This is a genomic window from Occallatibacter sp. (assembly GCF_049802275.1).
In the GTDB taxonomy this organism is placed as follows: Bacteria; Acidobacteriota; Terriglobia; order Terriglobales; family Acidobacteriaceae; genus Telmatobacter.
The window spans coordinates 1-18,164 of the sequence record NZ_JBARMD010000653.1 but is presented as its reverse complement, the minus strand read 5'-3'; the positions used below and the strand labels follow the sequence as shown (position 1 = coordinate 18,164).

The 18,164-nt window shown below is 57.6% G+C and carries 16 protein-coding genes; 11 read left to right on the top strand and 5 right to left on the bottom strand.

Annotated elements, in window-relative coordinates; genetic code table 11:
- Both WA354_RS21950 and nadB read left to right on the top strand, forming a co-directional pair.
- Positions 1-1,050 (top strand): Hsp70 family protein (locus WA354_RS21950; protein WP_472815157.1); only part of this gene is annotated, 1,050 nt, incomplete at its 5' end.
- A 119-nt stretch (positions 1,051-1,169) separates the two neighbouring features.
- Positions 1,170-2,765 carry an L-aspartate oxidase gene (gene nadB, locus WA354_RS21945; RefSeq protein WP_472815156.1) on the top strand — a complete coding sequence of 532 codons (1,596 nt, stop codon included), beginning with the start codon at positions 1,170-1,172 and terminating at the stop codon, positions 2,763-2,765.
- Positions 2,766-2,772: 7 nt separating this feature from the next.
- Here the strand turns inward: nadB and WA354_RS21940 are convergent, their stop codons facing one another.
- Entirely contained in the window at positions 2,773-3,660 is an 888-nt protein-coding gene (locus tag WA354_RS21940; protein ID WP_472815155.1) for a TerC family protein, read from the bottom strand.
- A gap of 195 nt (positions 3,661-3,855) precedes the next feature.
- Here WA354_RS21940 and WA354_RS21935 point away from each other — a divergent pair, with 195 nt between their 5' ends.
- The 3 genes from WA354_RS21935 (at position 3,856) to WA354_RS21925 (ending at position 4,613) form a co-directional block, all read left to right on the top strand.
- On the top strand, positions 3,856-4,062 hold the full coding sequence (locus WA354_RS21935) for a hypothetical protein (protein ID WP_472815154.1): 207 nt from the start codon (positions 3,856-3,858) through the stop codon (positions 4,060-4,062).
- On the top strand, positions 4,059-4,232 hold the full coding sequence (locus WA354_RS21930) for a transposase (protein ID WP_472815153.1): 174 nt from the start codon (positions 4,059-4,061) through the stop codon (positions 4,230-4,232). The genes WA354_RS21935 and WA354_RS21930 overlap by 4 nt, the downstream gene beginning before the upstream one ends.
- Positions 4,233-4,319: 87 nt before the next feature.
- The gene (locus tag WA354_RS21925) at positions 4,320-4,613 is read left to right on the top strand and encodes a hypothetical protein (protein WP_472815152.1); all 294 of its coding nucleotides are present in this window, start codon (positions 4,320-4,322) and stop codon (positions 4,611-4,613) included.
- A 448-nt stretch (positions 4,614-5,061) separates the two neighbouring features.
- Here the strand turns inward: WA354_RS21925 and WA354_RS21920 are convergent, their stop codons facing one another.
- The 3 genes from WA354_RS21920 to WA354_RS21910 all read right to left on the bottom strand — a co-directional run bounded on the left by WA354_RS21920 (position 5,062) and on the right by WA354_RS21910 (position 7,488).
- Positions 5,062-5,967 carry a M28 family peptidase gene (locus WA354_RS21920; protein ID WP_472815151.1) on the bottom strand — a complete coding sequence of 302 codons (906 nt, stop codon included), beginning with the start codon at positions 5,965-5,967 and terminating at the stop codon, positions 5,062-5,064.
- Between the two features lie 110 nt (positions 5,968-6,077).
- Positions 6,078-6,869: a twin-arginine translocase subunit TatC gene (gene tatC, locus WA354_RS21915; protein WP_472815150.1), complete on the bottom strand. Its 792-nt coding sequence runs from the start codon at positions 6,867-6,869 to the stop codon at positions 6,078-6,080.
- The gene (locus tag WA354_RS21910; RefSeq protein ID WP_472815149.1) at positions 6,862-7,488 is read right to left on the bottom strand and encodes a Sec-independent protein translocase subunit TatA/TatB; all 627 of its coding nucleotides are present in this window, start codon (positions 7,486-7,488) and stop codon (positions 6,862-6,864) included. Before WA354_RS21910 ends, tatC begins: the two co-directional genes overlap by 8 nt.
- Before the next feature lie 290 nt (positions 7,489-7,778).
- Here WA354_RS21910 and nadA point away from each other — a divergent pair, with 290 nt between their 5' ends.
- The 4 genes from nadA to WA354_RS21890 all read left to right on the top strand — a co-directional run bounded on the left by nadA (position 7,779) and on the right by WA354_RS21890 (position 11,447).
- The gene (gene nadA, locus WA354_RS21905) at positions 7,779-8,912 is read left to right on the top strand and encodes a quinolinate synthase NadA (RefSeq protein ID WP_472815148.1); all 1,134 of its coding nucleotides are present in this window, start codon (positions 7,779-7,781) and stop codon (positions 8,910-8,912) included.
- Between the two features lie 211 nt (positions 8,913-9,123).
- Entirely contained in the window at positions 9,124-9,564 is a 441-nt protein-coding gene (locus tag WA354_RS21900; protein WP_472815147.1) for a DUF2203 family protein, read from the top strand.
- A 32-nt stretch (positions 9,565-9,596) separates the two neighbouring features.
- Complete coding sequence (locus WA354_RS21895) at positions 9,597-10,532, top strand: ornithine cyclodeaminase family protein (protein ID WP_472815146.1); 936 nt, start codon at positions 9,597-9,599, stop codon at positions 10,530-10,532.
- Positions 10,533-10,793: 261 nt separating this feature from the next.
- Complete coding sequence (locus WA354_RS21890; RefSeq protein ID WP_472815145.1) at positions 10,794-11,447, top strand: TraB/TrbI/VirB10 family type IV secretion system protein; 654 nt, start codon at positions 10,794-10,796, stop codon at positions 11,445-11,447.
- Between the two features lie 234 nt (positions 11,448-11,681).
- Here the strand turns inward: WA354_RS21890 and WA354_RS21885 are convergent, their stop codons facing one another.
- Positions 11,682-14,993 (bottom strand): TonB-dependent receptor, encoded by a 3,312-nt coding sequence (locus tag WA354_RS21885; protein WP_472815144.1) that lies wholly within the window; start codon positions 14,991-14,993, stop codon positions 11,682-11,684.
- Between the two features lie 516 nt (positions 14,994-15,509).
- Here WA354_RS21885 and WA354_RS21880 point away from each other — a divergent pair.
- Both WA354_RS21880 and WA354_RS21875 read left to right on the top strand, forming a co-directional pair.
- Positions 15,510-16,682 carry a beta-propeller fold lactonase family protein gene (locus WA354_RS21880; protein WP_472815143.1) on the top strand — a complete coding sequence of 391 codons (1,173 nt, stop codon included), beginning with the start codon at positions 15,510-15,512 and terminating at the stop codon, positions 16,680-16,682.
- Positions 16,683-16,753: 71 nt separating this feature from the next.
- Positions 16,754-17,977, top strand: coding sequence for an SH3 domain-containing protein (locus WA354_RS21875; RefSeq protein ID WP_472815142.1), 1,224 nt, complete (start codon positions 16,754-16,756; stop codon positions 17,975-17,977).
- Positions 17,978-18,164: the final 187 nt, after the last annotated feature.

Below are 18,164 nucleotides of genomic sequence, written 5' to 3'. Positions count from 1 at the left end.
TCGGCCGCGGCTATCGAATACGCCTATCGCAACAGCGCCGAGCGCAGACACCGGGCCGGTGGAAGCCTGCTGGTTTATGACCTTGGAGGCGGTACGTTCGATGTTTCGCTCCTGACGCTTGGTGCGACGGAGCACACGGTTGAAGCTTCAGATGGATTGCCGCAAGTAGGCGGAGACGATTTTGACGAGATACTCGCGGACTTCGCTCTGGAAGTCGCGAAGTTGCCGTCGCCCCTCACGACGTCGGAGCGCCGCGTGCTGCTGGATGAGTGCCGCGAGAAAAAAGAATCCCTGAGTCCGAACACGCGGAAGATCAGCATTGATTTGGAAAGGGTGCGTCCAGAGTTGGAGCAGGTGACATTTCCGGTGGATCTGTATTACGAGCGCTGCCGGCCCATCATTGAATCAACGCGGGAGATTGTTGAGAAGCTGCTCTCGGCTCGCCCCGACGCTCAACTCGATACGTTGTACGTGACGGGAGGGGGATCGGAGCTTCCGCCGGTCGCTCGAGTTCTCAAGGAGAGCTTTGGGCGCAAGGTACGCCGCTCAGCCTACATGCGATCAGCCAGCGCGGTGGGGCTGGCTATTCGTGCGGGTTCAGGTTCGGAGCAACTGCATGAGCAGTTCAATCAGAATTTTGGTATATGGCGCGAAGCGGAGTCGGGCCGGGCGATTGTCTTCGACTTGATTTTCCCTCGTGGCATGCGTTTGCCCGAGCAGGGGCAGCTCCCTTTGCGGCTAGAGCGCACTTATCGGCCCGCTCATAATATCGGTCATTTCCGCTATCTCGAATGCTCCAGGCTGGATGAACAAGGGCAGCCGATTGGCGAAATCACTAACTGGGAACAGATTCAGTTTCCATTTGATTCTCGTCTCTCGGAGTGCGCGAACCTGTCGGCGGTCACTGTGGCGCCGATGACAGCCGAAAATGGAATGCTTGCGCGCGAGGAATATACGTGCGACTCGAACGGCAATCTGCGGGTTACGATTTCTGCATTTCCATCGGGAAACAAGCGTACTTATGTAATTGGCCAGCTGGCATCGCAATGAATCCCGGTTTGTGAAAGTGGGCAGCGGTTACGGACTCGCTCTGCTTATTCGCGGCGCATGGGTGAAACCGCGCATATCTCAAAATGATAGGCTCGAATCCGATGGCTTTGAGATCTTCAGTGGACTACCTTGTGATGGGCGCCGGCGTGGCAGGATTGCGCGCAGCCGTGAAACTGGCCGATCACGGGGAAGTTCTCGTCATCACGAAAGAGTCGCTCGGCGAATCGAACACCCACTATGCACAGGGCGGCATAGCCGTTGCTGAAGCGGAAGATCAAGAAGACCTCAAGCTGCATTTTGAAGACACCATTTCTGCGGGTGATGGTCTCGTGTATCGACCTGCCGCGCAGGCGCTGGTCGCCGAAGGACCGGAACGGGTGGCTGAACTCATCGAATGGGGCACTCGATTTGATAGCGCTTCAGGACGGCTGTTGAGAACGCGGGAAGGGGCGCATTCCCGGCCGCGGATACTCCACGCCAACGGCGATGCAACTGGTGCAGAGATCAGCCGTTCGCTGGTGGCCCTTGCCCATGCGCATCCTCGGATCAAGTTTGCCGAGTGGACGATGGTTACGAAACTGCTGATGGCGGATGGCCGCGTGATCGGAGTGGAACTGGCTTCGGCAAAGGCTGCCGGCGATCAGATTGAAGATTGCAAGCGGATCGTCGCTGGCGCAGTTCTTATCGCAGCGGGCGGCGCGGGGCAGGTTTATAGCGACACCACGAATCCCGAGGTTGCGACGGGCGATGGGCTTGCCCTGGCTCTCGATGCCGGTGCCGAACTTGCTGACATGGAGTTTTACCAGTTCCATCCCACCGCGTTTTCACTGGCGGGAGCGCCTCGCTTTCTGCTCTCGGAGGCGCTTCGCGGCGAAGGAGCCTACTTACGTAACGACCGTGGCGAGCGCTTCATGGAGCGCTATCATCCGCTGCTTGAACTTGCTCCTCGCGATGTGGTTGCACGTGCCATCACACGGGAGGGCATGGACGAGTTTGGAAAAGCGCGCGTGGTCCATCTCGACATGCGCCATGTGAGAGGCATCGATCTGCGGCAGCGATTTCCTGGGATCAGTCGATTCCTGGCTAACTATTCGCTTGAACTCGTGCGCGACCTGATTCCTGTGCGGCCTGCAGCGCATTACCTGATGGGCGGCATTCGCACGGACCTGATGGGTCGGACGTCAGTGCGTGGACTCTATGCTGCGGGGGAAGTCGCATGTACCGGCGTGCACGGCGCCAATCGATTGGCTTCGAATTCGTTGCTCGAAGGACTGGTCTTCGGCGCGCGGGCGGCGCAGGCGATGGTGGAAGATTGCGCGCAGCTTGTGCCGGGTGAATCCAATCTTCCCGCTGGATTACCGCTAAACGAAAGCGACGCAGCGCTCGTCGCCGACCATATTCGCGCTTTGCGGCGCGCCATTTGGGCGGACGGCGGACTGTTGCGTTCCGCGTCTGGTCTGCAAAGCGGACTGCGTGCGCAGGCGGAGTGCCAGGAGGAATTGGCGCACTTCGACAAGCGGGGACATCGAAGCAGGCGGCTGTTCGAAGGGCTGTCGCTGACGCGCGTGGCTGGGGCGATCTTATGCGCTGCGGTTGCCCGGGAAGAGAGCCGCGGCGCTCACTTCCGCAGTGACTTTCCACATCGCGACGATGGACGCTTTCAGAGGCACTCGATCTACAGGAGTGATGGGAGCGTCGCGTTTGAAGCCTGGTGAAAGGGAATCAGCGCGAGGCGACTTTTTCGACTGGCGGCCGCGCGGGATTTTTGTCTGCGAACGAGGACACCACAGCGCAAATCGCTAGAATCGCGCCTATCACAGCCAGCGAGATTGTCACAGGCACTTCAAGCCAGCGTGCGGCAAGCATTTTGAGAGCTACAAACATCAGAATGGCGCCGAGGCCGTAATGCAGGTAGTGGAGACGTTCAAGCAACGCGGCGAGCGCAAAGTAGAGCGAGCGCAGTCCGAGAATGGCCGCGATGTTTGAGGTGTAGACCACGAAAGGGTCGCGAGTGACGGCGAGCACGGCCGGAATGGAATCGGCGGCGAACAAGACGTCTGTAAATTCCACGGCGAGGATGACGGGGAGAAGAGAACCCTTTGCGGGCTGCAGGCGGCGAATCCATGCTGGTATGACTGCGCGAGCGGAGCCGACGCGGAAAAGCTTGAATGCCGCGTAAAGCAGGAACAGGCCGAATATCAAACTGATCCAGTCGAAGCGCTGGATGAGCGAGACGCCCATGGCGATAAACAATGCGCGCAGAATGATTGCACCCGCAACTCCCCAGAGCAGGGCCGTGTGCTGGCGCTTCTGGCTAATGCGGAAACCCTCGAAGAGAATCAGGAAGACGAAGAGATTATCGATGCTCAGCGAAGTCTCGATGGCATAGCCAGCCACGAATTCGAGTGCATTGTGACGACCCTGCCCGACCGCAATCCAGATGGCAAATGCAGCAGTACATAAAACAAGAATGCCGGTCCATAACCATGCTGTGGCTTGCGTGCGCGGTTCTTCGCGCCGATTTGCAGGCAGGAACGCGTCCACCAGAAGCAGCGTGAGGACTGCACTGTGAAATCCAATCCACCACCCCCAGGACGCGCCAGCGATCATTGTTTGAATGCTACAGGACCGTGATCAGTGGCCAGGGAACAGTGGTCAGGGACGATCCGCCCGGGGACGGTCGCATCTGCGTATTGTTCCTGCCCCTCCCCCACCCATACTCGGTGTGAAAAGTGTTCATTCTAGTTGATTTACAGAGATGATTATGCACTTGGCACAGAACTAGAATACCTCTAATATCTGTTTATGGCTTCGCTCCACAAGGCGAAGATTGCGGTTTTCAAAGCCCGACTGGAGACAGCCGAGGCCGAGCGCAAGCGCATTGTGGAGACGGCAACGAAATATAAAGTCAATCTGGCCCAGATTGCATACCGGCTTGATCAAGTCGAGAACGAAATCCGCGCACTGTCGCATGAATTGAGATTGCTAGAAGTACCGGAGCCTGAAGAATGAACCTGATCGACGTAACCAAGCAGTTTCCGACTGATGAAGAGTGCTTAGGGTACATCGAAAAGATGCGCTGGCCTGATGGCGTCGTTCGCTGCCCCATCTGTGGCGTGGATAAGATCAGCCGCATTACCCGCAAGGGCACATCGAAGAACGTCCGCCAAAGCATCTTTTAGTGCCTGGAGCCTACCTGCAAACAGCAGTTCTCAGGCACAAGCGGCACGATCTTCAATGACTCGCATCTCCCCTTGCACAAGTGGTTCATGGCCCTTGCAATCGTCGTGGACGCCAAGAAAAGCATCTCTGCGAATCAATTGAAGACGCACCTGGGAATTGGATCGTATCGCACGGCATGGTATCTCGCGCATCGCATTCGTCCGGTTCATTTCCAGTGCTTGCGAGAGCGGCATAAAGAACTCCGCCAGTTCCCAGACACTGGCGAGAAGAAAGATACCTATGGGAAGCCAGACAACTCTCGATACCTTGCGCCCGGCGATCGGCCGGATCCTTGCAAAGCGCGCTCCGTCGGCACAGCGAAATTTGAATTTGGGAATTGAGGGAACTGCAGACATCATACGGCAAGGTCGCCGGAATCCTGCGGATTGACCAAGGAGAACGGCGGATGGCCCCGATTTCGAGGCACCCTCAGCGTGGTTGAGAACGATCTTCGGGACAGGGGCAACCCGCCCAGTGATGCTGCAAGACGAAAGCAGATCCTTCGCTCCGCTTACCCCATGAATGCTGTGCGTTCACGGGGCCCCAAACTGCTGCGCTCAGGAGGACACGGGCTTGGGTGGGTTGTGCTTTCCCATGTCTCAAAAGCGAGACATGGGGCACCCGGCGGTGATGCTGAAAGAGGAAAGCAGATCCTTCGTTCCGCTTACCCCACTGCGTGGGGCACCAAACTGCCCCGCTTTTGTGCCTGACAACGCCTTCCGCTTTACCGACGGGATGACACGAACTCGGGTATTTGTGCTTTCGTCCGGGCAATTGCGACCGCTGCTTTTATCGCTGGTCGATCAGTTTGATTGTTTCCAGGAAGACGTCGCCGTCGATAGTGAGGCTGTGGGCGCTGACCTTGTCCATGGTGTCTTGCACGGTGTGGTGGTAGCTGTTGTTCGGCCCGTAGTCCAGATCGATGATGTCGATGGCGGGCACGCCTCGCTGTACGAAGGGAAGATGGTCGTCGTCGACCGCCTCCTCGGTCTGGAAGAAGTAACGCTCGTAGCCGAACTTTTTTGCAGCTTTGCGCACCAGGTCCACAAGCCATTCCGCGGAGCGCGTCTCACGCTGAATGTCCAGATCCTTGTCGCCGATCATGTCAGCCAGTATGAAGGCCTTGATGCGGCCCAGTGTGCCGTCACCGCCCCATTTCGCCGCCAGGTGACGGCTGCCGAAGGTCGAGTCGGATGCCGACCACTTCTGAAAGGCTTCTTCGCCGTCAAAGAAGACCAGCCACACCGAGTAGCCTTCGAGCTTTTTGCCGCGCAACTGGTCCGCAATCGCCATCAGCAGGCCGGTTGTTGCGGCACCGTCGTTCGCGCCTACGAAGTTGATGTTACGGAGCGGGTAGTTCGTCTCGTAATGCGTGCCGAGGACGATCACGCCGTCTTTTGTGCCTGGAAAGCGCACGATGAAGTTGTGCAAGGTGACGGGGCCGATGGGGGTATTTGCGATGAAGGTGTCCTGTTCGAGCTGATCGTGCTTGAACTGGTTGCGGATGAATTCTTCGGCCTTCACATGGCCCGGACCGGTCGGCCAGCGGGGACCAATCGCGGCAAAGGCGCGGGCGTATTCGTAGGCCTTATTGCCATTGAAGTGTTGTTGTGCGGGCGAGGCGGCGGGGACGAGGAGGAGGACGAGAGCAACAATAGATGCTATCCCATGTCTCAAAAGCGAGAGATGGGGCACCCGGCGGTGATGCTGAAAGACTAAAGCAGATCCTTCGCTCCGCTTACCCCACTGCGTGGGGCCCCAAGCTGCTCCGCTCAGGAGGACACGGGCTTGGCACGACGAAGGGGTCATACCGCGGCCTCTTTGGCCTTTTTGCGGGAGGGATGAACCCACCATGCTACCGCGATTCCAACCAGGTAAAGCGCCAGCATGGGAATCGCGTAAATGCACATCGTCCACGGATCGGGGCTGGGGCAGATGATCGCAGCGACGATGAAGACGGCAAGAATGGCGTAGCGGATGTTCTTCCAGAGGAATCGCGGGCTCACAATGCCAAACATGGCGAGAAAGAAGATGAGGATTGGCAGTTCGAAGCTGATGCCGAGGCCGAGGATGATGGAAAGAAAGAAGCTGCTGTAATCCTCTATGGTGATCATGGGCGTGAAGTTGTGCCCCATCTTAATGATGAGGATCTCCATGGCGCCGGGGAGAACGTAGAAGTAGCCGAAACTCGCGCCAGCCAGGAACAGTCCCACTGTGGCCAACATGAAGGGCCAGACGAAGCGCTTCTCCTTCTGGTAAAGGCCGGGTGCGATGAAGAGCCAAACCTGAAAGAGGATGAATGGACTTGCCAGGATGGCTCCGGCCAGCAGTGCAACCTGCAGATAGAGATTGAGCGCATCCATGGGGTGGGTAAACACCAGGGATTTGCCGATTTTCAGGAGCGGCCTCTGGAGAAAGTTGAGCAGCGCATCCTTGAAGAGCCACGCCACAATGAATCCGGCGACGAGGTAAAGTGCGGAATGGACAATGCGCTTGCGCAGTTCGTCGAGGTGCTCCATCAGGCTCATGCCAGGGAGATCCGCGCGTTCTGACACCGCCGCTCGCGCCTTGCCGATTGCTTCGACGGCATCAACCATGCTGGTTCAGGGCCTCCGCAGGGTCAGGTGAGGGGCTCGTGTTGTTCGGGGATTGCAGGGCATTCGTATCCGGTTCGACCTTCGTCGCTTCGGCAGGGGTCTCAGAAAGTGGCTCCGAGACACGACCAGGCCGCGACGCTGCTATGGTCTCGCCCGTGGAAGGCGGCATGATACGAGGGACCGTCTCCTCGGTCGCAGCTGCGGGTGTTTCGGGCGGATACTGCGAGGGATAGGTGCCCTCGCCCGGATAGGGTGATGCTACGGCTTGTACCGGTGCCGGAGGATCGGCTGAAACCGATGCTTGCTCGGTCGCTGCCAAAGCCGCCAGGGAACGTTGCCGCTCTTCTTCTTTCTTGCGGCGGTCGGATTCCTCAGAGAGACGCAACTCCTCTTCCATCTGGAACTTGAAGTCATTGGAGGCCTTGCGGAACTCATACATGAGCTTGCCGATCTGGCGGCCGATCTGGGGCAGGCGCCGAGGCCCGAACACGACAAGAGCCATCACCATCAGGATGATGGAGTCCACCATCGACACTGTGCCCAACAGAATTGGCGGGTGCGCTCCCATGAAGGCTAATGATAACTGCCCGTGCTCCGCACTCACAAACGTTGGTGTCATTGACCCTGTTCGATTAACGCGGTACGGTGCAGCGTGGGTGCAGGCTCTTTGGTAAAATCGATTCGGTGGAAGCGATATTTGCGGACCCGATTTGCTGAGTCCGCTGATAGCTGGTCGCATCCATTTGTAGAAGGTTGCAACAACCCCGTGGGTGGGGTCGCATTCTGAAATGCCTGGCGTAAATCGTCGGGTATGCCGTAGCGACAGCGCATCCACTGCAGCCGTTGAGTGCTTTCAACATCCCCGTTCGCCGGTTCTTGTATAAACCAGGCGGACTGAAGGCGGACAAGGTGAATTTGATTATTGACGAAGAGACGGCGGTCTCGCCGGAGACCGGCAATGCATGCAGCCTGGAAAACTACCTGGCTCTTCCCGATCACAGCATGGACGAACGGATCGCAAAGGCGCGCGCACATCTGGGCGCGTCAACCATCCTGCTCGGCCACCATTATCAGCGCGACGAGGTAATTCGCTTCGCCGACTCTACCGGGGATAGCTACAAGCTCTCGAAGGTTGCTGCCGAGACGGATGCCGGATACATCGTTTTTTGCGGTGTGCACTTCATGGCGGAGAGCGCTGATGTTCTCGGGCGCAATGAACAACAGGTCATTCTGCCGGATCTGAACGCAGGATGCTCAATGGCCGACATGGCGGAGATCTCGCAGGTAGAAGCCTGCTGGGAAGCGCTCGAACGGCTGGGGTTGACGGCGGATATGATTCCGCTGACCTACATGAATTCGACGGCTGCGATCAAAGCGTTCTGCGGGGAGCGTGGCGGGCTGGTTTGCACATCCTCCAATTGTCGTGCCGCATTTGAGTGGGCCTTCGCGCGTGGCAAGCGCATTCTGTTTCTGCCTGACCAGCACCTCGGGCGCAACACCGGCTATGCAATGGGAATTCCGCCGGAGCAGATGGCGGTTTGGGACCCGTGGGCGCTACAAGGGGGGCAGCCGGCCTCTGATCTGGCTGACAGCCGGATTCTTTTGTGGAAGGGGCATTGCTCCGTTCACCAGCGCTTCCTGCCCAGTCATGTGGACGAGATTCGCGCTAAACATCCAGGCATCCAGGTGATCGTGCATCCGGAGTGCCGCTGGGAAGTCTGCCAGAAGGCGGACGCACTGGGCTCAACTGAGCGGCTGATCAAGATTGTTGAAGATGCACCGCCAGAGACCACCTTCGCAATCGGCACGGAGATTCACCTGGTGAATCGCCTGGCGCGTCGTTTCGCCGCACAGGGCAAACGCGTTCTGAGTCTCGATGATCACGGGTGCCTCTGCACCACCATGTATCGCATCAGCCCGCAGCACCTTGCGTGGGCGCTGGAAAACCTGGTGGAAGGGCGCGTCGTGAATCGCATCAAGGTGCGTTCCGGCGTGAAGCGGTGGGCGCGCGTGGCGCTTGACCGGATGCTTGAAATCGGCTGATTCAGACTTCGCGTACTCGTTTCCAGGCAATCGCAGGACAACTTTAAATCCAAGCTTCTGTTCGTAATATGCAACGGGCCCTCCCCGGGTCGAGAGCAGCCGAAAAATCTGCTGGTCTATCTTTTTCGACGGCGCGAAACACGGTTACTCCAGTTTTTCAAGTTGCTGGTGGAGCGAAAGCATCCGTCGTATGCTAGTGGTAGAAACCAAAATGAAGACGTTCACCATTGACGAAGCGCAATCGCTACTTCCTTTGCTGGAGTCGCTCTTGAAGCGAGCTATCGAAGGCAAGCGCGCTGCGCAGGAGATCGAATCGCAACTTTCCGAACTTGGCAGGCGGATTTACCTGGCCGGAGGCATGCGTGTGAATGTCGCGGATGTGGGCCGCCAGCGCACTGAGATTGAAGCTCACCAGGAGACGGTTCGCGAGAGCATTGCCGAGATCGATGCAATTGGCGTGCAGGTGAAGGATGTCGATACGGGTCTTCTCGACTTTCCCTGCCGAGTGGATGAGCAGGTCGTCTTGCTTTGCTGGCGCATGGGTGAGACCACGATCGAGTATTGGCATACGATTGAGGACGGCTTTAAAGGCCGCCAGCCTGTAGATGAGCGTTTTCGGCGCCGTTCCAACTCGAGCAATCGGCCCAACTGATTGAACCCTCTCGCTGTAAACTAGCACCCTCTATGTACGTTTCCGAGCAAGAGGTTCGCGCAGTTCTCACCTATGAAGCCCTGATCCCTGCCATTCGCCAGGCATTGATTGATTACTCGGCCGGTCGCGTGAATCAACCGCCACGGATGATTCTTCGCGCCGGCAATGCAGACGATTATCGCAACGGCTGGTTCGGCGTGATGCCGGTCGTTTCCGGCGATGTGATGGGAGTGAAGACCGTCACGTTTTACGCCGGCAACGATGAACTCGGTCTGCACACGCACATGGCAATCATTGAACTGATGAAGCGCGCGACGGGAGAGCCGCTGGCCATCATGGATGGACGCCTGATCACCGAGATGCGCACGGCGGCCGTCTCTGCTGCGGCTTTCTCAGGAATTGCGCCACTGCATTTTCAGTCGGCACCCACAAGCTTTGGCATCATCGGCTCAGGCGTGCAAGCTCGAGCGCACATCGACGCTCTGAAACATGTATGGCCGGAGATGCGGGACATTCGTATTTCAAGCCGCAATGCCGCGAATGCCGCTCGGCTTGCAGATGAGACGAACGCGCGGGCCGTTACCGCTGAGGAAGCCGGTGCGGCCGACGTGGTGCTCACGGCGACCACCTCGCCGGTTCCGGTGTTGAAAGGAAGCTGGCTTAAGCCGAATGCCTTGGTTATCGCTGTGGGCGCAAGCGGCGCGAGTTTGCGCGAACTCGATGATGAAGCCATGCTATCCAGCTACGTTATTGCAGAAGGACGATCGAGCGTCGAACGGGAATCGGGCGACGTGTTGCTTTCCGGAGCGAAGGTTAAGGCGGAGATTGGGGAGATTCTGGCGGATCCATCGGTGGCAAGAATTCCTCGCGATCAGCGCGTCGTCTTCAAGTCTGTTGGAATGGCGATTGAAGACATCACCGCAGCCCGCCTGGTATGGAAATCGATAGGGCGCGCGACGAACCAATAGGGAAAGCCGCCACCAAACCGATTTCATGATGTCAATCTAATTCGAATACCCGTGTAAGCCATCTTCCCGCAAGTCCCGCCTGCTGCGGAGAGTAAAAGCCATCTGCAAAATGTTAAGAATTGTTGCTTTTGATTGAATAAAGCAACCAAACATTTGCTCGCGCCGAGGAGAAACCTGGGGTGGGGTCTTCCATCTAAGGACATGTAACTTGCCTCACGGTTTTGTGAGGCGATAGCAAATCAAAGTATCGGAGTACCCAAGATGAAAAATAGAGTTGCGATTTCTCTTCCCGTTGCATTGTCGATGGCTCTTGTTCTGCCAGGGCTCGCATATGGTCAGAGCGCCATGAGTTCACAATCCACTCAGAATTCGGCTAACCAGTCTGCGGCACAACAGGAAGCGTCCCAGATGGTTCGTGCGCGTTCGTATCTCCAAAATACGCTGGACGCCAAAGACTCAAAACCTGGAACTAAATTCGAGGCAGTCCTGAGCCAAAAGGTTCATCTGAAAGACGGCTCTGAACTGCCGCGCGGAACAAAACTGATGGGCACGGTCGCCACGGATGACATGCAAATACAGGGGAACTCGAAACTGGCGTTGCGTATAACTTCGGCTCAACTGAAAGATGGCAAGACCATTCCGATCAAGGCAATGATCGTGGGTGTGTATGCTCCTGATGACGAAGACGCGCAGGGCTACAACATAGCGCCCGGAGACGAGGAATCGAATGACTGGACCAAGAGTATGCTCGGGGTCGATCAGCTCGACGTAATGTCGGGTGTAGATCTCCACAGTAGAATCTCCGGGCAGAATTCAGGTGTATTCGTGGCAAAGAAAAAGGACAACGTGAAGATCCCTTCCGGAAGCGAATTGGCGCTTGCCATTGCGGGACAGGGTCAGCAGACCACTGATTGAATGGCGGAAGGTTGCTCGGTTATAAGGCTGGATTTAGCTGTCTGCATTTAGAAGACATGTTGGCCGGAGGGCATTAGTCTTCCGGCCAAGACAATAACAGTTGTCCATTGAGATCACCGTGCTGCAGAGCGCAAATGGTGGAGGACGGCGCCGCCGCTCGAGGCCTCCAACTGTGGTGCATCGGATGAGAACTCTGACCTCATATCTCTACTCGTGTACGCCCAGGATCATTTGCTAGAACATGAACTTCAATGCAAACTGCACCTGGCGCGGAGTCCCCGCTGCAAGGATGTGGTTGAATGTCGGCGAACTGATGTCGCAGTCAGGCAAAAAGAAGTTTGTGCGGTTGAGAATGTTAAACAGCTCCGCGCGGAACTGGAGTTGCTTCGATTCGGTGACCTTGAAATTCTTCAGGGTGGCAAAGTCCCAATTTGCATACGCCGGACCGACATTCACGTTGCGGCCTTCGGTGCCAAACTGTCCCGCGTTGGCTGTGGGATCGAGTCGCTGGTAGGCGCCTGTATTCAGCCACGCGCCAACCGTACGGGGACCGTTATTAGGGTTGCCAATGATATTAGGCCGCTGGGCGGAGAATCCGGTGATCTCCGGCGCGCTGCCTTGCGCCGCAACATCATTCGAGTCGAAGACGGTGAACGGCGTGCCGCTCATCAACGTGGCGATGCCATCCAACTGCCATCCGCCTAACGCTGACTGGTACCAGTTCCGAGGATGGTTCCAGAATGGGAGCGCCCATACGTAGCTCGCAACGAATCGGTTGCGCGCGTCGAAGAGCGACGGCCCGCGCTCTGCTGCAAGATCGAACGGATTCTGGGCGAGATCGTTTTCGCCTGCGACCGGCTTTGCCTCCGATCCGGTTATGTTGAATGACGATACATCGTCGATCGCCTTTGACCATGTGTATGACAGGAGGAAGGACAGTCCGTGGCTGTATCGCTTGCGCAGCGACGTTTCCAACGCGTTGTACGACGAATTGGCGATACCCGCGATTTCGCCGGTAGAGGAATACTGGCAACTGCCCGGTGAATCGGCGAGCGTGCAGCCGGAATATAGACGCCGCTGATCGGCATTGCTGGAATTGGAAATTGGCTGGCCGTCCACGTACCCAGGAACGAATACCGCTGGGTTCGCTTCGATAAAGCGGGGCAGACGCGTGCCCTTGGTGCCGACGTATCCGATCTCGAACAGCCAATCGTTCGCAAATGACTGCTGCAGGTTCAAGTCCCAGTCTTGCGTGTAAGGAAGAGTCAACGTCGGAGACAGGGTCAGGTTCGTGAGTGGATGGGTGAATGTCCCTGGGGCGGGGGGATTGCCGTTGAACGGATCCGCGAAGTTCGGCAGGCTCACCTGCGGTGTCCCAAGGTACGGAGGCGCACTGATGGGCGCCTGCAAAGGGCCGCCTTGTCCGGTGTAATAAGGCTCGTAGAAGATGCCGTACGCCGCGGTTACCAGCGTTTTGCCATCACTGCTCGGATCCCAGGCGATGCCAACGCGCGGCGCAAACGCCTTATAGTCCGTGGGGATCAGTCCGGCGGGAACTCCGGAATCGCCCGGATACAGCAAACCTGCCGGAGCATCCGGCATGACCGTGGACTGCTTCCCCGGCTCAAACAGCGATACCCGATTTCGAAGTTCGGTGGACGGCAGAGGCAACTCGTAGCGGAGTCCGGCATTGATCGTGAATCGCGGGGCGACTTTGTAGGTATCCTGCACGTACCCGTTGGCATTGTTGCCGCGAATATTGCGCGAGAAGTCGCCGATGCCTTGCAGGAAGACGACAGGCTGCCCGGTGAGGAAGCTGGCGAACGCGTCGGTTACCGGGAATGGCGCGAATACGAAGAAGCCGTTGGTTGCGATCCCCTGCAGTACGTTGATTTGCTGATATTGGTATCCGCCGCCAAATTTCAGCGCGTGCTTACCACGAACCCAACTCAGCGATCCAGAGAAATCGTAGACGTTTTCGTAGGTGTCGCGCGGGCCGGTAATCGGATCACCAACCAGGGTATAGCCGCTCACCTGGATGAACGGCGGTCCAATGGCAGCATCGAGACTCGGCGTGTATTGGAATCCAAGGCTTGAGGGTGGCTCATGGTTCTGAGACTCGCCGAAGAGGAACTTGTTACGGAGAAACGAGAATCGCCCCACAGCGATGATGCTTGGCGAAAAAGAGTGCGTATCCTGCGCGACAAAGCTCTGCGCGCGCTGGTTTTCGGCCACGGGGAAGCCCGGCACGCTGGCGCCGCCCGGTGATAACGGACTGAGTTGAGAGAGCTGGTAAAACATGTAACTGAAATTCAGCGTGTCGCGGGGATTGAGGTAGTCGTCGACCTTGATGCCGAATTGATCTGTATCATTGGTCAGAATTTGCGTTGTAGCGAACAGATTCGTACCGGCGTTCGGAAGCGGGAAGAAGGGCAGCAAGTTGAGCGAAATCGGGTTGAACTGCTGCGACGGTACCTGGTTGTTCGGGTACGGTGCATTGGCGAAGACGTTGAAAAGCTGGTTCTGCGGGTTGTTGCAGAAGCCGTGTGAAAAACCCTCAGGGCAGAGTTCCGAGAAATCGCCGGCACGCTCTTTTACCGATGGCACCGTAGTAAGCGCTGAGATGCCCTGGCTATTGCGAAAGCCTTCATAGAATCCAAAAATGAATGCTTTATCCTTTTTGATTGGACCGCCGGCGGCTGCGCCAAACTGGTTTTGCTTCAACGGCTCCTGTGTCTGAGCGAAATAGTTGGTCGCGTCGAATGCGTCGTTGCGCAGGAACTCCCAGAGTGTTCCGTGAAGCTGATTGGTGCCCGAGCGAGTGATGACATTTGTCGTCGATCCCAGCGAGCCTCCGAACTCGGCATTCGCGCTGTGCGTGATGATGCGGAACTCGCTTATCGCGTCAACCGGCGGCTTAAGGACGAATCCGCCGTCAACGCCGTTGAAGTTGTTCGCGCCGTCGATGAGGAAGTTGTTTGATTCAGGTCGTTGGCCATTGACCGCATAAGCCTGTCCGTTGCGCAGCGACCCGCCCGCTTCAGCTATACCTGGCGTCAAGGGAACGACTCCAGGCTGCAACAGGCCAAGTTGCGCAAAGTTGCGCCCATTCAGGGGAAGATCCTCGAGCTCCTGCTGTTGCACAACCTTGCCCATGCTGGTGACAGTGGGCTCAATCAGCTCGGCATCGGCGCTCACCACCACCTGCTGCTTTTCCGATCCGACCGCGAGATGTGCCGAGACTGAAGCCGTCTCGTTCACGTTGAGCGTGATGCCGTCCTGCACATGCTCCTGGAATCCTTTTGCCGAGACCTGCAGGTGGTAGTGTCCGACCGGGAGTTCGAGAAGGATGTAGTTGCCGTCGCGATCAGTGGTCGTCACGCGCGACAGGCCCGTTTCCACCTGCTGGGCAGTAACCGTGGCGCCCCGAATCACAGCGCCGCTCGGGTCTGTAACGGTCCCGCGAATGTTTCCTGTGATCTGCTGTGCAGATAAGCTGATGCAAGAAAGTGCTACAAACGCCAGCACATTGCGAACCATGTTCATGTTGTTTTCGGCCTCTCCCAGAAAAATACAAACAGAGTGACGTCGTGGTTCGCGTGGAACCTGCCGACATCGATGGCCCTGACGTATGCGCCGCAAAACGGCCGCATCGTCAAAGGCTCAATGAGTTAGAGAATGCTGGCGGGAATCACCAGGAGCAGGGCTCCACCCGAGTTCAGGGGAAGAAATCGCGAGGAGGGCTGCACGGAAGAACGGTAGTAGGTCAGTCGATGCGCTGTCTTGCATCGGTCGATGGGTAGCTGACTCAATCCTTAGGTGGAGTCTCACCGTATTCGGTCAATGCCATTGTGCAAGATTTCGAGCGCGGCAATGATTCCAGAAAGGCGCCGAGCTTTCCAGGTCGCGGTATCTGTTGAGCGAATCATCATCTTCACACGTCCTTCCTGCGAGATGGCAAAATAAGAAAGCCCTGTCCAAGGCGAAACGGGACAGACACGCCGGGAAGCGTTACCCTTAGAGCGACATGGGCAGCGTTGGCGTTTCGGGGGAGGAACGGCCATGAAGACTCGGTATTGGGCGTCCTTGGCGATTGCGGCATTGTGCCTGACAGGCTGCACAGGGTTCTGGGATCCGCCAAGCTCAGGAGGCGGCGGAGGCGGTTCAACAAAGCTGAGCAGTGGCGATTTCTATGTCTTGAACAACGCGACGAGCGAGATGGTTGGTCTCTACGTAAACGCCGGTACGCTCACGGCACTGCCGGGAAGCCCTTACACGCTTTCTGCTGCTCCCATTGCGATCACGGTCGCGCCCAACAATGCTTTCCTGTACGTCAGCACCGTCGGAGGCATTTTTCTATACACGGTGAATACATCGACCGGCCAACTGACTCTGGGAAACTCCGGCCAGGCCATTTCGTCCGATCCCGCCACGAACATGGCCGTAGATCCGAGCAATTCGTGGCTGGTGGAAGGAGTTTCGGCGACCCAAACTCTTAATGCGATTCACGTGAACCCATCCACGGGCCTGCTCGCGTCCAACACCGTGGAAACTGCGGTATTGCCGTCCACGACTTTCCAGCAAGTGGCAATCTCTCCCACCGATACGCTTGTTTTGGCCGCCCTGGGCTCTCAAGGCACGGCGATCATACCTTTCAACCCCAACAACGCCAATCCGTTCGGCACAGTGGCAACCATCGGTGTCAAGAATGCGACCGGGGCCGCTCTCTCAGTGGCTTTCGATCCAATCCCGACGGGTTCCACGGCGCCGCGGCTGTTCTATATCGGTGAGACAGTTGCAACCTCCGGGTCGAATACCGGCGGGCTGCGCGCCTTCAACTACAGCACCCTGCAGGAAATCTCCGGCTCGCCCTACGGGATTGGCGGGTTGGCGCCGTATTCCATCCTGCCGTTTTCAACCGGGGATTTCGTCTATGTGGTGAACCGGCAAACCAGCAGCGGCTCAACCGGCGTGATTGCCGGCTTCTCGATTACCTCGGCGAATAGCGCCTTCACCCTTACCGCGTTGGGAAGCACTTTCACCACCGGCATTAATCCGCAGGCGATCGTTGAAGACAACACGCACGCGTTCGTATTTGCCGTGAACTTCGGGAGCAACCCCGACCTGACTGGTTACACGATCGACGCGACCAAACCAGGCTATCTGGACCAGGTAATCGCGAATGCGACCGGCACAGCTCCTACCCAAGCCGGGGCCATGGCTGCGCTTCATTGATGAGACGCCCTGTTAACGGGCCGCGCATTGCTGCTATCCTCAAGTAGATCCTCCTGGCTGTGCCCACACAATTGCCTAATCATTCCGTCTCATCGGTCCGGCCCAGGGTGGCCGGATTTCCGGCTCTGCTTGTAATCGGCTTTCTTCTCCTCGGCGCGGGGTGCAACCGGTTACGCCACGAGCAGCATGAGACCGTCTATGTTTCTGCCCGGCAAATGTACCTTCACGATCGAGTGGCAGCCGTATCCAACCGCGTTGGCGCAGTTGTGAACGGACAACCGCTCGAGGTCCTGGAACATGGACGCCGGTTCCTCAAGGTGAAGACCGACAAAAACGAAATCGGCTGGATCGAAGAGCGTGCCGTAATTGATTCCAAAACCTACGACAGCTTTGCTCATATGGAGGCGGAACACAAGCAGGATCCGGTTGTCGCGACGGGTACGGTGCGCGATGACATTTACCTCCACATCAGTCCGGGCCGCAACAGCGATCGCTTCTACCTGCTTCCCGAGAATGACAAAGTTCAATTGCTGGTGCGCGCCTCAGTACCAAAAACAGCTCCCGGCGTGCCCGCGCAACCGGTCAAACATCCTATACCGCCCACCGTAACCGGTGCCAAGCCCACTGCGCAGACGTCGAAGGCATCCGAAGAGGGGAGGGCAAGGTCGACATCCGCAGCTCTGCCCAACTCCGAACCGGACGAACTGGCGGAACCCCCGGTTCCGATGGAGGACTGGTGGCTGATCCGCGATAGCCAGGGACGTACCGGGTGGATGCTGGGTGGCCGCATCGACGTGGACGTGCCCGACGAGGTCGGGCAATATGCTGAAGGCCAGCGCATTGTGGGCGCTTATGTGCTCACTCATGTCACGGATTCCGAGGCGGACGTTCCCAATCACCAGGTCCCGGAATATGTCACCGCGCTGAGTCCGCCGAAATCAGGCCTGCCTTTCGATTTCGACCAGATCCGTGTATTCACCTGGAGCTTGAAACGCCACCGGTACGAGACGGCATTCCGGATTCACCCCATCCAGGGCTTTCTTCCGGTTCGCGTGTGGACGCAACCCGGAGCGAACGGAACCGAACCGGTGTTCAGCTTTCAGATTTCGAGTTCGCCTACGGTTGCGATTGATCCGGCCACCGGAATCACGATGCCTGTGAATCCGCGCACGATCACCTACGCGATGCGCGATACGCAGGTGCGTCGCATTGGTCCCGACATGTCCCCCATTCCTACGTCGCATTTGCCGGGAGAAAAACCAAAATCAGGGAAAGCAGCGAAGAAGAAGCATTGATAATCAGCTTCAGGTAATCGGCGCGGCGCGACGATGGATGGGCGTGCCTGTTGTATCGCGTGTGGTCAACAAGGCGCGGTCAGGGATCCGCGTCGATAAAGCAATCCGGCCCAGTGTATTCGGCACCAGCGACAGCAGGAAAGGCGCGAGCGCGCGAGCGGCAGGTGTGACCATAGCGCGCGAGAGA